At 74.5% G+C, this 14557-nt stretch carries 12 protein-coding genes; 4 read left to right on the top strand and 8 right to left on the bottom strand.

Annotated elements, in window-relative coordinates:
- Positions 1-122: 122 nt before the first annotated feature.
- The 6 genes from BMW99_RS14760 to BMW99_RS14735 form a co-directional block, all read right to left on the bottom strand.
- Positions 123-2420, bottom strand: a complete 2298-nt coding sequence (locus tag BMW99_RS14760; RefSeq protein ID WP_079176053.1) for a SpoIIE family protein phosphatase — start codon at positions 2418-2420, stop codon at positions 123-125.
- Between the two features lie 228 nt (positions 2421-2648).
- Positions 2649-3770, bottom strand: coding sequence for a serine hydrolase domain-containing protein (locus BMW99_RS14755; protein ID WP_075016926.1), 1122 nt, complete (start codon positions 3768-3770; stop codon positions 2649-2651).
- 139 nt (positions 3771-3909) lie between these two features.
- The gene (locus BMW99_RS14750; RefSeq protein WP_069462225.1) at positions 3910-5160 is read right to left on the bottom strand and encodes a geranylgeranyl reductase family protein; all 1251 of its coding nucleotides are present in this window, start codon (positions 5158-5160) and stop codon (positions 3910-3912) included.
- Positions 5161-5299: 139 nt separating this feature from the next.
- Positions 5300-5839, bottom strand: a complete 540-nt coding sequence (locus BMW99_RS14745) for a metallophosphoesterase family protein (protein ID WP_069462222.1) — start codon at positions 5837-5839, stop codon at positions 5300-5302.
- 202 nt (positions 5840-6041) lie between these two features.
- On the bottom strand, positions 6042-6665 hold the full coding sequence (locus BMW99_RS14740) for a TOPRIM nucleotidyl transferase/hydrolase domain-containing protein (protein ID WP_069462221.1): 624 nt from the start codon (positions 6663-6665) through the stop codon (positions 6042-6044).
- 114 nt (positions 6666-6779) lie between these two features.
- A complete protein-coding gene (locus BMW99_RS14735) occupies positions 6780-7592 on the bottom strand; it encodes a FadR/GntR family transcriptional regulator (protein WP_079138208.1) in 813 nt (270 codons plus the stop codon).
- 125 nt (positions 7593-7717) lie between these two features.
- Between BMW99_RS14735 and BMW99_RS14730 the strand changes: the two genes are divergently transcribed.
- The 3 genes from BMW99_RS14730 to BMW99_RS14720 all read left to right on the top strand — a co-directional run bounded on the left by BMW99_RS14730 (position 7718) and on the right by BMW99_RS14720 (position 11555).
- Entirely contained in the window at positions 7718-9118 is a 1401-nt protein-coding gene (locus BMW99_RS14730) for a sialate:H+ symport family MFS transporter (protein WP_218108381.1), read from the top strand.
- On the top strand, positions 9118-10035 hold the full coding sequence (locus BMW99_RS14725) for a dihydrodipicolinate synthase family protein (RefSeq protein ID WP_069462219.1): 918 nt from the start codon (positions 9118-9120) through the stop codon (positions 10033-10035). Before BMW99_RS14730 ends, BMW99_RS14725 begins: the two co-directional genes overlap by 1 nt.
- A 248-nt stretch (positions 10036-10283) precedes the next feature.
- Positions 10284-11555, top strand: coding sequence for a sialidase family protein (locus BMW99_RS14720; RefSeq protein WP_075016925.1), 1272 nt, complete (start codon positions 10284-10286; stop codon positions 11553-11555).
- Positions 11556-11561: 6 nt separating this feature from the next.
- Here BMW99_RS14720 and BMW99_RS14715 read toward each other — a convergent pair whose 3' ends face one another.
- Together BMW99_RS14715 and BMW99_RS14710 are read right to left on the bottom strand one after the other, a co-directional pair.
- Positions 11562-12434, bottom strand: coding sequence for an alpha/beta fold hydrolase (locus BMW99_RS14715; RefSeq protein ID WP_075016924.1), 873 nt, complete (start codon positions 12432-12434; stop codon positions 11562-11564).
- 107 nt (positions 12435-12541) lie between these two features.
- Positions 12542-13852, bottom strand: coding sequence for an ATP-binding protein (locus BMW99_RS14710; protein ID WP_176735399.1), 1311 nt, complete (start codon positions 13850-13852; stop codon positions 12542-12544).
- 97 nt (positions 13853-13949) lie between these two features.
- Between BMW99_RS14710 and BMW99_RS14705 the strand changes: the two genes are divergently transcribed.
- Positions 13950-14540, top strand: a complete 591-nt coding sequence (locus BMW99_RS14705) for a TetR/AcrR family transcriptional regulator (protein ID WP_069462246.1) — start codon at positions 13950-13952, stop codon at positions 14538-14540.
- Positions 14541-14557: the final 17 nt, after the last annotated feature.

Here is a 14557-nt window from a genome sequence, read left to right as displayed (position 1 = left end):
GCCGTATGCTCGATGCGCTGATGCGCCCCACGCGCGCCGGTCCTCGCTCCCCGCGCCCCGTGCTCCTCCCGTGCTCCCGCGAACGCGCCAAGGCTCCCTCGTCACGCCCGGCGCCCCTCCGGTCACTTCGCGATCTCCGCCCACACGACCTTGCCGGCGTCGATCCACCGCACGCCCCACCGGGTCGTGAGCCGGTGCACGACCCGCAGGCCGCGCCCCCGGTCGTCCAGCAGGCCGGCCGGGCGCAGCCGAGGGCGGCCGTTGCCGGTGTCCCCGACCTCGCACAGCAGGCCGTGTCCCGCCCTGATCAGCCGCACCGTGACGGGTCCCGTGGCGTAGCGCACCGCGTTCGCGACCAGCTCGTCGATCACCAGTTGCGCGTTGTACCGCGTGTCGGCCCTGACCTCCCACCCCCGCAGCACCTCGCCGGCCAGCGCGCGCGCCCGGGGGGCGGCGTCGTCCCGCGCCGGCAGCCGCCACCCGGCCGTGTCGCCCCTGCGGACGCCCGCCATGCGCGCCAGCAGCAGCGTCACGTCGTCGCGCTGCGGGCCCTTGGGTGCCAGCTCGGCGACCAGGCGCCGAGCGGCCGGTTCCAGGTCGTCCCAGGGGTGCACCCTGCTCACCGCCTCGGCCAGCCGGGCGATGCCCTCGTCGATGGGGACGGCCGGATCCTCCACCAGGCCGTCGGTGTACAGGGCGATCAGCGACCCGGGCGGCGCGGCGAAGCTGTGCACGTCGAACGGCTCCCGCAGGGCGAACTCGGCCCCGAGCCCGGGATGCGGCAGCACGGGGAGCACCGTCGCCGACCCGTCGGGAAGGACCAGGACCGGCGGCAGGTGCCCCGCGCTGGACAGCACCACCTGGTGGCTGACCGGGTCGTAGACCGCGACGCAGCACGTCGACCCCAGCGCGCTGTAGCCGGCCGCGAGCCCGGCCTCCGCGTCGTCCAGGATGGTGACGGTCTCGTCGAGGTGCTCCAGCACCTCCTCGGGCCCCAGGCCCGCCGACAGCAGTGCGCGGGCCTCCATGCTCAGCTGGCCCATGGCCGCGGCGGCCCCCAGCCCGTGCCCGACGACGTCGCCGACGACCAGCGCGGTCCGGGCGCTGGGCAGCGGAAAGCTGTTCACCCAGTCGCCGCCGACGCCCGCGCTGTCGGGGGTGGTCGGCAGATACACGCTGGCGATCTCGATGGTGTCGCCGCCGGCCCGCGGCAGCAGCCGCCGCTGCAGCGCCAGCACCTGGGCGTGCTCGCGCTGGTGCCGCCGGGCCAGATCGACGTGGTGGGCGGTCCTCGCCACCAGCTCCTGCAGGTCCAGCAGCTCGCTGTCCTCGAACGGCCGGTCCGGACGGCGCCACACCTCCGCCAGGCCCAGCACGATCGGCCGGGCGTCCTCCGCGCCCTCCAGCACGAGCGGGACGCAGCACACGCCCGCCGGACGTTCCCCGGGCACCAGCGCGCGCACCAGGCGCGGACCACCGAGCACCCGTTCGACCGTCTCGCGGTCCGGGATGACGACGGCCTGCGCGGTGTCGGTGCGCCGGACCGCCAGGGACAGCAGCCGGCTCGCCTCGCGAGGCAAGTCCTCGCCCGGCGTCACGTACCCGTCGGGCCAGACCCGGTCCGGCACGAGGGCCGCGCGCCGCAGCCTGATGCGCCCCCGCACGTGCGCGGTGACCGCCTCGCCCGACCACACGGAGAAGTCGAGGTCCACGGCCGCGACGTCCCCCCAGGCCAGCAGCGACTGGGCGAGGGACTGCGCCGTGTCGCCGATGTCCAGCGACGTGCCGATCGCGGTCTCCGAGGCGTACTGGTGCAGCCGCTTGGCCATGGCGATGAGGGAGACGGTCAGCCCCTCCCGCGACGCCGCGGCCGCCAGGATGCTCATCGAGACCACCAGCTCGGAGCCGTCCTCGCGGCGCAGCCGCTGCACTCGCGCGACGTGCGCCTCCCGGGTCTCCATGACCTGCCGCAGACGCCGCGTGACCGTCGGCACGTCGCCGGGCGGCAGCAGGTCCACGAAGGCCATTCCCGGCGTGACCCCGAGCCCGTGGAACGCCGGCGCGTCCAGGTTCGAGCCGACGATCCGCAGGTCCGGGTCCAGGGTGACCGCGCCCAGGATCTGCTCCTGGGCGCCGCCTCCGCCGTCCTCGCCCCCGGCCGGGCGCTCGGGCTCCGCCTCCGAGGCGGGACGGGGTTCGCCGTCCGCCGCTTCCTGCTCGTCCTCCGGGATGTAGCTCTCCAGGGCACGGCTGACGAGGTCGGGCGGCGAGTCGGGCGCGGGCGGAGCCGGGGGCGACGACGGGGGCTGTGCGGGTCGCGGGGGCTGCGGGGACGAGGAGGACGCCGGGGACGGCGTCGCCGCAGGTGACGGCGGTGACGGCGGCTTCGGGGAGGAGGAAGAAGAGGAGCTGGAGTCCATGCGGCCCTCTCACCTCGCTCGCCGTCTCCGGCACGTGGCCGGAGGCATATCCGAGTCCCTGCGATGAAGCCCCGAGATGACCTATTCAATAACAGACGTGTCGGCTTCGCCCACGAGAGAGGGATCACCGGGAACGGCGATCGGGTCACGCGGAGTCACCGTTTCCGGAGGTGCGCGGGGCGCGCGGCACGCGCGGCCGCGCCCGGGCCGCCACCGGCGCGCGCCCGGTCAGTCGAGGGCCGCGAGCACGGCGTCGCTGACGTCGCACAGGTGACGGGCCGCCTCGGGCGAGGTGGTGAGACGGTCCGTGAGGTACGCGAACGCGATACGGCGGTGCGGATCGGCCCAGGCGAGGCAGCAGTTGCTGCCGTTGTGGCCGAAGGCGTCCGGGTGGCTGAGCCGGCCCATCGGCGGGGTCCGGGCGAGGGCCGGCACGAGTCCGTCCTCCGGAACGGGACCGCCGAGTTGGAAGCCCTGGGCCCAGCGGACGGGCAGCTTGATGACGCGGTCCACCTCGCGGCCGTCGGACGACGGGCGCCGGGCCTCGGCCACCGTCGACGGCAGCAGGACGCGGGCGCCGCCGGCCCGGCCGCCGTCGAGCAGCATGCCGTAGAACGCGGCCAGACTGCGCGCGTCGGCGGACACGCCCGCGGAGGGGATGACCGCGTGCCGCACACGCCGCCGGTTCACCACGCGCTGCGTGACCGCGGCGGCCGGGCCGCGGCCGCGCACGGGCACGTGCCGAGGCCACAGCTCGCCGGGCAGCACCGGATGCAGGCCGGTCAGCCCGAGCGGCGCCAGCAGTTCCGACGTCAGCAGGTCCGCGGGCGGAGTCCCGGTGACACGGCGGGCCACCTCGCCCAGCACGAAGCCGTAGGCGATCGGCTGGTAGGCGGGCAGGCGTCCCGGCGGCCAGCGCAGGCGGGCGCCCTCCAGGGCCCGCACCGAGCGCTGCCAGTCCGTCATCGCGAGCGCGTCGCCGAGCATCCCGCGGGCGGTCGCCAGCCCGGAGCGGTGCCGCAGCACCTGCCGGACCGTGACCCGCTCCTTGCCGTGCCTCCCGAACTCCGGCCAGTGCCGGGCCACCGGATCGTCCAGGGCCAGCGCGCCCCGTTCGGCCAGCAGGTGCACCAGCAGCGCGATCAGCGGCTTGCCCGCCGAGAAGGTCCAGAACAGGGCGTCCGGCGCGCACCCGACCGCCTCGTCGACCACGACCTCGCCGTCCCGCAGCACGCACAACTGCGCCGCGGCACCCCGCGACCGGACCAGGTCCACGGCACGGTCCAGGGCGGCCGGTACCGGCCCGTGCCCTCCGGTCGACCGGCCGGCCGCGCCCGTGGGTCGTTCCATCCGATCCGGCTCCGATCCGACTCAGTGCCCGCCGGCCCTCGCCCGCCCCGGCATGGCCCGCCCGAGCGGTCATCGTGCTCCGGCGGGGTGAACACCCGGTGACGGCACGGGACTTGGCATACCGCCGTGAACACCCGCCTCAGCGGCGCGCGTTGTAGGCCGGCATGACGCGGACCAGGGTGTTGAGGACGTGGTCTATGGCGTCGTGCGACGGCTCGTCGGTGAGGTTGGTGAGCAGGCGGGCCAGCCCGTTGACGAGGGTCGGATGGTCGGTGATGTAACTGTTGAGGAGCGGCTGGAAACCGGAGCGGCTCAGGATGTACGTCGCGGCGAAGTTGCCGAGGCGGTAGTAGCGGCCCCAGCGGTGGTTGATCTCGGCGGGGTAGCCCCGCAGGGCGCGTTCACGGGCCGGGCCCGACGGACGGGTCAGGGCCAGCGTGGCGGCCTCGGCCGCGACCTCACCCGACTCCATGGCCTGGTAGATGCCCTCGCCGGTCCACGGGCTGATCGAGCCGGCGCTGTCGCCGACCAGCATGAGCCCGCGCCCGTACTGGGGGCGGCGGTTGAGGCCCATGGGGAGCGCGGCGCTGCGCAGCGGGCCGTCGGCGCCGTCCTCGTCCAGACCCCATTCGGGCGGTGTCCGCTTCAGCCAGGCCCCCAGCGTGGCGCGCATGTCGGGGGAGCGCCTGCCGTTGCGGGTGATCATGCCGAGGCCGACGTTCACGCGGCCGTCGCCGAGCGGGAAGATCCAGCCGTAACCGGCCAGCCGGCCCCCGGACGACGGATTGCGCAGGTCCGCCCACAGCTCCAGGTACTCCTCGTCGGTGCGCTGCGGGCTGCGGTAGTAGCGGCGGACGGCGGTGCCCATCGGGCGGCCCTTGTCGCGGTGGGCGCCCAGGGCCACGGCCAGCCGTGCCGACGCGCCGTCCGCGGCGATCACCAACGGCGCCCGGTGGACGACGGGTTCGCCGTCGGGCCCGGCGGTCGCCTCGACGCCGACGACCCGGCCCGTGCGGTCGGTCACCGGTCCGGTGACCTTCACGCCCGTCTGCAGGCGCGCGCCCGCCGCCTGCGCGTGCCGCACCAGGATCTCGTCGAAGTCGTGGCGGGTACGGGTGAGCGCGTAGTCCGGGAAGCGGGCCAGGGTCGGCCAGTCGATGAGCACTTCGCGGTCGCCGGTCATCCAGCGCATGCCACGCGAGCGGTGCCAGCCGTCGCCGGTCACGTCCACGCCCATGCGCAGCAGTTGGTGGACCGAGCGCGGGGTGAGGCCGTCGCCGCACACCTTCTCGCGGGGGAACTCGTCCTTCTCCAGCAGCAGTACGTCGACGCCGGCGCGGGCGAGATGGAAGGCGGCGCTGGACCCCGACGGCCCGGCGCCCACCACGATGACCTGCGCGTCCTGCGACGTCGCGCGGTCGCCACCGCGGTCGGCCGACGGATCGGGTCCCGACGACCCGCCGGGCGCGGCCGCCCGCTGCGTGTCGTTCACACGGTTCACGTCGTTCTCGTGGCTCTCGTCGTTCACGTCAGCAATCGCTACCCGCCGGGCGGCTGTTCGATGCGGAACCCGTCGGCGGCAGCCGGTGCAGGACGACGTCCGACAGCGTGCCGGCGTCCGCCACCGCGGTCATGTAGGTGCAGTGCGGCTGGCGTCTGCGGTCGGTCGGCGAGCCGGGGTTGAGCAGCCGCAGCCCGCTCGCGGCCGTCGTGTCCCACGGAATGTGGCTGTGCCCGAAGACCAGGACGTCGCTGCCGTCGAACCGCCTCGCGCAGCGCTCCTCCCGCCCGGCGGCCTGACCGGTCTCGTGCACCACCGCGAACCGCACTCCCGCCACCTCGGCCCGGGCCACCTCCGGCAACCGCGCCCGCAGTCCCGGACCGTCGTTGTTGCCGTGGACCGCGACGAGGCGGCGCGCCCGCGACTCCAGCAGGTCGAGCGTCGGCTCGTCCACCCAGTCGCCCGCGTGGACCACCACGTCCGCGGCGTCGATCGCGGCCAGCAGTTCCGCCGGCAGGCGCCGCGCCCGCCGGGGCACATGCGTGTCGGAGGTCAGCAGGAGGCGCACCCGTCGTCCCTTCGTCGGCCTCGCACGGAGAACGGGCCCCGGACGTCGCCGCGTGAGGGGCCGCGCAGGACGAGGCTGCCACGGACGGCCGCCGGGCCGGTCCTGCCGGCGCGTCAGGGGCGCGGCGTGTCGCGGTTGCTGCCGCGGACCCGGTGCGGCGTGTCGCGCCGGGCTCCGCGGTCCCGGTACGGCGTCCGGGCCGTCACAGGCTCGCGAGGAGCCCGTCGAGCGGGGCGGGGACGCGGTCGGGGGTCAGCGCCTCGACCAGGACGCGGCCGTAGTGGATCTTGCGTCCGGACTTGGTACCGAGGAACCGGCGCAGCTGCTGAGGGGAGGTGCGGTCGCGCTGCGCGGGCTGGTCGCGGAAGGTCTGAAGGGCACGCAACTCGCCTTCGGCGCCAACCAGTTCCTCGACGCGTTCCGGGCTGAGCGCGCGGATCAGCTCGTCCTCCAGGTCCGCCGCGCAGACGAAGAACGGCTGCTCCGCCGCACTGGCCCGGGCCAGCCCGCGGGCATAGAAGTCGCGTTCGGCCTCGTCGCACAGCCCGGCCAGGCGCAGGCCCAGACCGGGCGGGCCGAGCAGGCGGGCGAAGCGCGCGATGTTCGTCGCGCCGCCCATCGGCAGCACGCACACCCCCTCGGCGGCCAGGTCGCGGCCACGGAGGGCGGCCAGCGCGGTCACCGCGGCCGCGTCACTGAGCCCCTCCAGGAGGACGGCGGTGCGTACCGGAAGCCGTTCCGCCAGGTCGCGCGCCGGCTCGCCGGGGCCGCCCGCCGCCCACGTGGTGACCGCCTCCCTGAACGCGCCCATGTCCGTGTCCGTCATGCGAGGAGTCTCCGCTCTCGACGTCCGCGGCGACACGGGTTTTCGCACCGTGCCGCGCGGCCGGGCCGTGTCCCGCGACCGGGAGCCCGCCGGGTGCAGGGCCGGGGACGGCGCCTAGGAACCGGCGCCACGTGCCGCGGCCCACTGGTCGATGCGGGCCGTGATGTCGGCGAAGTGCTCCGCTATGGATGCGGCCGCCGCGTCCGGGTCGTGGGCCTCCAGCGCCTCGAGGACCTGCCGGTGCTGCCGGACCACGTGCGCGTGGTCGGTCCGCGGCTTGGCCATGTCCGCTTCGAGCTGCCGGTAGACGTCCCAGAACAGGGCGATCAGCTGCAACGCGAGCACGTTGCCCAGCGGTTCGTAGAGCAGCTCGTGGAACCGCCGGTCGTGGCCGGCCCGGCCCTCGTCGCCGTCGGCGGCGAGCGCGTCCAGCTCCTCGTGCAGCCGGTCCAGGTCGCCGGCGGCCAGCTCGTGGGCGGCACGCCGGATCAGGCCGCTCTCCAGGAGCGCGCGGACCTCGACGATGTCCAGCAGGGCGCGCGGGTTGTCGCGTCGCACCCCGAGCCGGGAGTGGAAGAGCAGGCCGGGCGCCAGGGAGTGGAGCGTGCCCGTGCCGACGTAGGTGCCGTAGCCGTGCCGGACGTCCACGATGCCCAGGGCCTGGAGGCCCTTGAGGGCCTCGCGTACCGAGTTGCGGCTGACGCCCAGCGTGCGCATCAGCTCGGGCTCCGGCGGCAGGGGGTCGCCGGGGTCGAGGTCCATCTCGACCACCAGCTCGACGATCCGGTCCTGGACGGTGGGGCGCCGCAGCCGATCCGGGTGTGCCGCCGCGCTGTCGAGGGCCTGGCGCGCCGCCGGGGACCGCGCCGCCGTCACCTGCGACGTCGTGGGCGACACCGTGGCGGGGGGCTTGCGCTGCACTGGCATGGAGCCTAGGTTACCCCCACGGTAGGACGTCGGACATCCTACGTCCTACATCACCGGCCACCAGCTCCCGAGGATGCGAGCCCCATGAGCAACTCACCCGCCGCGCCGCTGCAGTGGCGGGTGAGTTGCTCAGACAGGACTGGAAGGCGTTCAGTGCTGCCTGGCTCGGCTACGGCATGGACGGCTTCGACTTCGTCCTGATCACCCTGGTTCTGACCGAAATCGGAAAGGACTTCCACCTTTCCACGGTGCGCGCCGCCACCCTCGTCTCCGCGGCTTTCGTGTCGCGCTGGTTCGGCGGTCTGGCCCTGGGGGCGCTCGGCGACCGCTTCGGCCGCCGCCCGGCCATGGTGCTCAGCATCTGCCTGTACGCGGTGGGCTCGGTGCTCTGCGGCTTCGCCTGGGGCTACTGGTCGCTGTTCGCGTTCCGGATGATCGTCGGCCTCGGCATGGCCGGCGAGTACAGCGCCAGCGCCACCTACATCCTCGAGAGCTGGCCGCAGCGGATACGCAACACCGCCAGCGGGATGCTGCTCTCGGGCTACCCGCTGGGCAGCGTGCTGGCGGCCAAGACGTACGCCTGGGTGGTGCCGCACACCAGCTGGCGGGTGCTGTTCTGGATCGGCATCCTGCCGGTGGTGCTGGCGATCTACCTGCGGCGGCGGCTGCCGGAGGCGACCGAGTGGCAGGAGGCCCGCACGGCCGGGCGGCCCCAGGTGAACGCCACCGGCCGGCTGTTCGCCGGGCGCGCCAAACTGTGGAACCTGCCGGTCTGCGTGATCGCGGCCGTCGCCCTGCTGGTGGTGCTCCGCGGCGAGTCCCTCGCGGTGACGCTGTCGCTGGTCGCCGTGATCGCCGCCTGCTTCGTGACGCTGTCCGTCGGGTTCGCGGAGCGGCTGTGGCCGGTCGTGGTGGCGCTCATGGTCACCGTGTTCTGCGCGTTCCTGTACTCGTGGCCGCTCCAGTCGCTGCTGCCCACCTACCTCAAGACCGACCTGCACTACGACCCCGCCCAGGTCTCCGACGCCCTGCTCTACGCCGGCTTCGGCTACGCCGTCGGCAGCGTCCTGGTCGGCTACCTCGGCGACCGGTTCGGCACCCGCCGCGCCTACATCGCGATGCTCGTCGCCTCGCTCGTCTTCGTCTACCCGGTCTTCGCGCTGGGCGAGGGCCACACCGTCGCGCTGTGGGTGCTGCTGTTCCTGCTCGTCGGCACCAGTTCCGGCGCCTCGGGCGTGCTGCCGAAGTACGTCAGCGACCACTACCCGATGGAGATCCGCGCCGCCGCCCTCGGCTTCAGCTACAACGTCGGCGCGCTCGGCGGCGCCGCCGCGCCGGTGCTCGGCGCGAAACTCGCCGAGCCCCTCAGCCTCGGCACCGCCATCACCGTGCTGTCGCTGGGCGTGACCGCCCTGCTCGTGCTGCTCATCGCCTTCGACGTCCCGGCCCGCGTGCAGCGGGCGGCTGACGCCAGGGGCGGCGGGCATCCCCGTTCCACGCTCCAACCCACCAGTGAGAAGGTCTGATGTTCCACGGAGTCATCCCTCCCCTGTGCACCCCGCTGACCGAGGACGGCGAGGTGGACACCGCGTCGCTGGAGCGCCTCACCGGCTTCCTGCTCGACGCCGGCGTGCACGGCCTGTTCGTCGGCGGTTCGACGGGCGAGATCGCCCAACTCGCCGACGGCGACCGGGACACCGCACTGCGGACGGTCGTCGCCACCGCCGCCGGACAGGTCCCGGTGCTGGCCGGCGCGATCGACACCGGCACCCGGCGGGTGCTGGAACACGCCCGCCGGGCCCAGACGCTGGGCGCCGACGCGGTCGTGGTCACCGCCCCCTTCTACGTCGGGGTCGGCGACGCGGAGGTCCGGGAGCACTACGAGACGCTGCACGCCGCCCTCGAACTGCCCGTCGTCGCCTACGACATCCCCTCCAACGTGCACTACAAGCTGCCGCCCGCACTCCTCGGCGAGCTGGCGCAGGTCAAGGTGATCAGCGCCGTCAAGGACTCCTCCGGGGACCTCGAGAGTTTCCAGAAGGTCCTCGACCGGACCGAGGGCAGCGGCGCGGCCTGCCTCACCGGCTCGGAGACCCTGGCGGACCTCGCGCTCGAACGCGGCGCCGACGGCATCGTGCCGGGCCTGGGCAACGTCGACCCGCACGGGTACGTCCGGCTCTACGAGGCCGCCAGGAAGGGCGACTTCGCCGCGGCCCGTGAAGAGCAGCGCCGCCTCGCCGCGCTGTTCGGGATCATCGAGGTCGCCGACCGCGGCCGGGTGGGCCGGATGTCCGCCGCGCTCGGGTCGTTCAAGGCGGCGCTGGCCGCGCGCGGCGTCATCGCCTGCGCGCGCACGCAGGAGCCCCTGCTGCCGCTGACCCTGGACGAGGCAGCCCGTGTGGCCGCGCTCGTCGAGTCCGCGGGCCTGGGCCCCGTGTCGTGACGCCCGCGCGGTGACGCGCCACGAAGGCGCCGCGCGGTGTGGGTCGTGAACGATGCCGCGCGGCCCGCGTCATGACCGATGCCGGGCGGTGTCCGGCCCCCGGTGGAGCCCGGAAGCCGCCCGTGCCGCCCGGTGAAGTGACCCCACGGGCGGCGACGTTGACGTACAGCGCGGCGAAGTGCCACTGACCGTGCCCTGATTCCCGCGGGAACCGGACTCCCGAGAGGGACTCTCCCCAGGAGGCAGTCATGCCGCTCGACCGTCGCCGGCTCGTCGTCCTTCCCTTCGCCGCGGGCCTGCTCGCCTTGGCGGGCCGGCCCGCCGAGGCCGCCGCCGCGCCCCCCGCGGGCGCGGGCCCCGCCGCACCGCATCCGCGGCCCGGCCGTGCCGTGGCCGCCACCGATCCGCCGGCCGCGGCCGACCCGCGGTTCGAGCAGTCCGTGCCGTTCACCGCCGGCACCGAGGGCTACGTGCTGTTCCGCATCCCCTCGCTCGTCCGCACACCGCGCGGCACGGTCGTGGCGTTCGCCGAGGCCCGCGCCGCGAGTGCGGACACCGGCCGCATCGTCGTCGCCGCCAAACGCTCCCTCGACGGCGGCCGCACCTGGGGCCCGCTGGCGGTGGTCGCGGGCGACGGCACCGGCACGCAGGGCAACCCCTGCCCGGTCGTCGACCCCCGCAGCGGCGACATCGTGCTGCTCACGTGCAGCAACGCCGCAGGCGCCACCGAGAAGGCCATCATGTCCGGACAGGTCGCGCCGGCCGACGGGCGGCGCGTGTGGGTGCAGCGCAGCGCCGACGACGGCCGCACCTTCGGCCCGCTGCGGGAGATCACCGACCAGGCCAAGGACCCCGGGTGGCGCTGGTACGCCACCGGTCCCGGGCACGCCCTCGCCCTCACCGCGGGCCCCCACCGCGGCCGGCTCGTCGTCCCGGCCAACCACTCCGTTCCGCCCGTCCCCGGTTCCGCCGACACCGGCAGCGAGCCGAAGTACTACGGCGGGCACAGCCTGCTCAGCGACGACGGCGGTGCCACCTGGCGGATCGGCTTCCGGGACGACACCCCCGACGGCGTGATCAACGCCAACGAGTCCAGCGCGGCCGAACTCCCCGGCGGCCTGGTCTACTTCAACGCCCGCGACCAGTACGGAACCTCGGCGGCCACCCGCGTCGACGCCCGCAGCGCCGACGGCGGCACCACCCTGACCGCGCCCTACGCACCCCAACCCGGCCTCGCGGGGCCGGTCGTGCAGGGCAGCGTGCTCCAAGTGCCCGGCGGGCCGCTGGTGTACGCCGGGCCCTGTGACCCGGACGCGCGCGCGGTCATGGCGCTGCGCACGAGTTCCGACGGCGGCCGCACCTGGGCCACCGCCGTCACCCTCTCCACGCTGCCCGCGTCCAACAGCGACCTCGTGCTCCTGGACCCACGCACCGTCGGCCTCGTGTACGAGACCGGCACCGGTTCGCCCTACGGCACGCTCACCTTCGTGCGTGTCCCCGTGTCCGTCCTGCGGACCTGACCCGCGTCAGTCCAGGTGAGAGGCCAGTTCGGCCACGACCGCGCCGAACCGGGCGAGCACCAGGGACAGATGGCCCTCCGCGGGTTCGAGGTGGGCGGTGGCCGCGGGCAGGTGCCCGGCCAGCCAGCGACCGTGGGCGTAGGGCACCATGCGGTCCTCCGCGCCCTGCCACACCGCGACCGGGGTGGTGATGGCCGCCGGGTCGAAGCCCCAGCCGGTGACGAACGCCAGGTCGTCGTCGCGCCAGCCGGCCACGCCGGTGGCCACGGCCGCCCGGAAGAGGGCCGCGGTGTAGCCGGCGAACGCGTCGGTGAGCGCCCGGCGGTCCACCTCGGACACCAGGTCGCCGAGCGCGGCGGCGACGTCGTCGCCGCTCACCTTCGCCAGCGCGGGGGCCTGCGCTTCGAGGAAGGCGGTCAGCGGACCCTCACCGGAGACGGCCGCGCCGAACTCCTCGACGTTCTCCTCGCCCATGCCCTCCAGCCAGTCCAGGCCCTCGGCGGCGTAGGGCGCGACGCCGGCGATCGTGGCGGCGCCGCGGCAGCGATCGGGGAGGAGCGCCGCGCAGGCCAGCGCGTGCGGTCCGCCGCCGGACCAGCCGGCGGTCACGAAGCGGTCGGCGCCCAGCGCGTCCAGGACGGCGGCGGTGTCCGCGGCCACCGCGGCGACCCTGCGGCCGGGTTGCGGGGTGGACGCCCCGTACCCGGGCCGGCTGCACGTCACCAGGCGCAGGCCGTGCGCGGCGGCGGCGGCCGCCATCGGCGTGAACAGCAGCGCCGCGGAAGGGGTTCCGTTGTGCAGGACCAGGGGCGTGCCGCCGTCGGGACCGGCCACCAGGTACTCGAGCGTGCGGCCGTCGGGCAGGGAGAGGAGTGTCATGGCAGGAAGCTACGCGGCCGGGCGCGGGCCCGGGAACCGGGGGCACGCCCCCGCGCCGGACACCGGCCGGCCCTTCCCGAGACGCCGCACCTCGCAGGCCGGCCGGATCACGTGCGCAGATGGTGCTCGATGTCCTCGTGGAAGGCGGTCAGGGCGGCGTCGGTGAGGGTCGGGCGGGTGTCCGCGATGGCCGTGAGGTAGTCGTCGGTGCCGGCCGGCGCGCCGGTGCGGTCGCTGACCTCCCGCTCGAAGGCCCGCTGGGCGCCCTTGCGGGCGGCGAACTCGATGTCGGCCGGGGTGAACATCGCGCTGGCCCCGACCAGCCGGCCGACGTCGACGGTCGCGGTGGCCGGGCCCAGGTAGCGGTTCCAGATGGCCTGGCGGGCCGCCTCGTCCGGGGGGCCGACGGGAAGGATGTAGTCGAACCTGCCGGGCCGCAGGAACGCCGCGTCCAGCGTCCGCAGGGAGTTGGTGGCGCAGATCAGCAGCCGGTCGTCGTGGTCGCGGAACGCCGGGATCAGCTTGAGCAGTTCGTTGGTGACGCCGTGGCCGGGGTCGACCGCGACACCCGAGCGGGCGGCCGCGATCTCCTCGACCTCGTCGATGAACAGCACGACGCTCTCCAGCTCCGCGAGGTCCGCGAACACGTCGCGCAGCGACGCGGCCAGCCCGCCGCCGGCGGCCATCCGGGACGGGAAGAGCTCGACGAACGGCCAGCCCAGGCGTGAGGCGACGGCCTTGGCGAAGGTCGTCTTGCCGGTGCCCGGCGGCCCGAAGAGGATCACGGCCTTGGGCGGGGACACGCCGTAGCGCTCGGCGGTCTCGGGCTCGACCAGCGGCAGGACGATGCGCTTCTCGATCGCGTCCTTGGCCTCGTGCATCCCCGCGAGCCGCTCCCACAGCCCGTCCGGCAGGACGCGGCCCCCGAGTTCGGCGAGCAGGCCCGCGTCGGACGCGCCCAGGTGCTCCAGCTTCTCGTAGTAGACCAGCCCTCCGGTCCGGGTGTAGCCGCTGTTCCCGAGTGCCGACGTGCCGCTCGACTCGGGGGAGAGCAGCGCCCCGAAGCGGCGCACGCCGGTACCCCGCAACCTGCGTTCCAGCTCGGCGATCAGCGTGCTGCCGAGACCGCGGTTGCGCCAGCGCGGGGACAGGGCGACCAGGAGGATCCACGCCCGCTCGCCCTCCACCCGGGCCACGACCATGCCCACCAGCTCGTCGCCGACCACCGCCACCACGGCCGGCTGGCCGGCACGGGCGGCCGTCACGACCTCGGAGACGGGGAAGACCGGCGTGGACAGGTCTCCCTGACGGCCCTGGTCCCACAGCTGGATGGCCTGGTCGAGGTCGTCGTCGTGGAAGTCCCTCAGGTGCCAGAGCGACACCGCGGCCTCCTCCGGAACGGAGACGTTTCCCGTCATTGTCCGATGGCCGGGCCGCCGGGACAAACCGCGCGGATCGACCACTGCGAGAGGGCATCAAAACGAACGATCGATCGTTTTGATGTAGGGTCGGCGTATGCCGAGAGTGAGCCAGGAGTACCGGGACGCCCGCCGCGCCCAGATCCTCGCCGGCGCCAGACGCTGCTTCGTGCGGGACGGCTTCCACGGCACGTCCATGCAGGACCTGTTGACCGAGGTGGGCCTGTCGTCGGGGGCCGTCTACCGCTACTTCCCCGGCAAGCGGGACATGATCGTCGCGATCGCCGAGGAGAACCTCGCCGAGGTGGCGGCCGAGATCCGCAGGATGACCGGGGCCAGGCCGCAGGTCGGCATCGGAGAGGTGCTCGCCGGCATCTTCCAGGTGATCAGGGAACGCCACGAGCAGGACGGCTTCGCCACCATCGCCGTGCTGGTGTGGGCGGAGTCCCTGCGCGACCCCGGGCTCGCCGAGCGGATCAGAAGCACCCTCTCCGGCGTGACCGCCGAACTCACCGAACTGGTCCGGGAGCGCCAGGAACAGGGCGTGCTGCCCGCCGGCGTGCCGCCCGAACAGCTCACACAGGTGATCGTGGCGGCCGTGCCGGGCTACATCCTCCAGTTGGCCACCCTCGGTCCTGTAGTAGTGGAGGGCCTTCCGGGCGCCGTCCGCGCCCTGTGGCCGGACTGACGGCGGCGACAGCCCCC

Origin of the sequence: Actinacidiphila rubida, from assembly GCF_900110255.1 — a bacterium.
Classification (GTDB): domain Bacteria; phylum Actinomycetota; class Actinomycetes; order Streptomycetales; family Streptomycetaceae; genus Actinacidiphila; species Actinacidiphila rubida.
The sequence above is the reverse complement of the archived record's forward strand: the minus strand, read 5'-3'. Positions and strand labels throughout refer to the sequence as shown.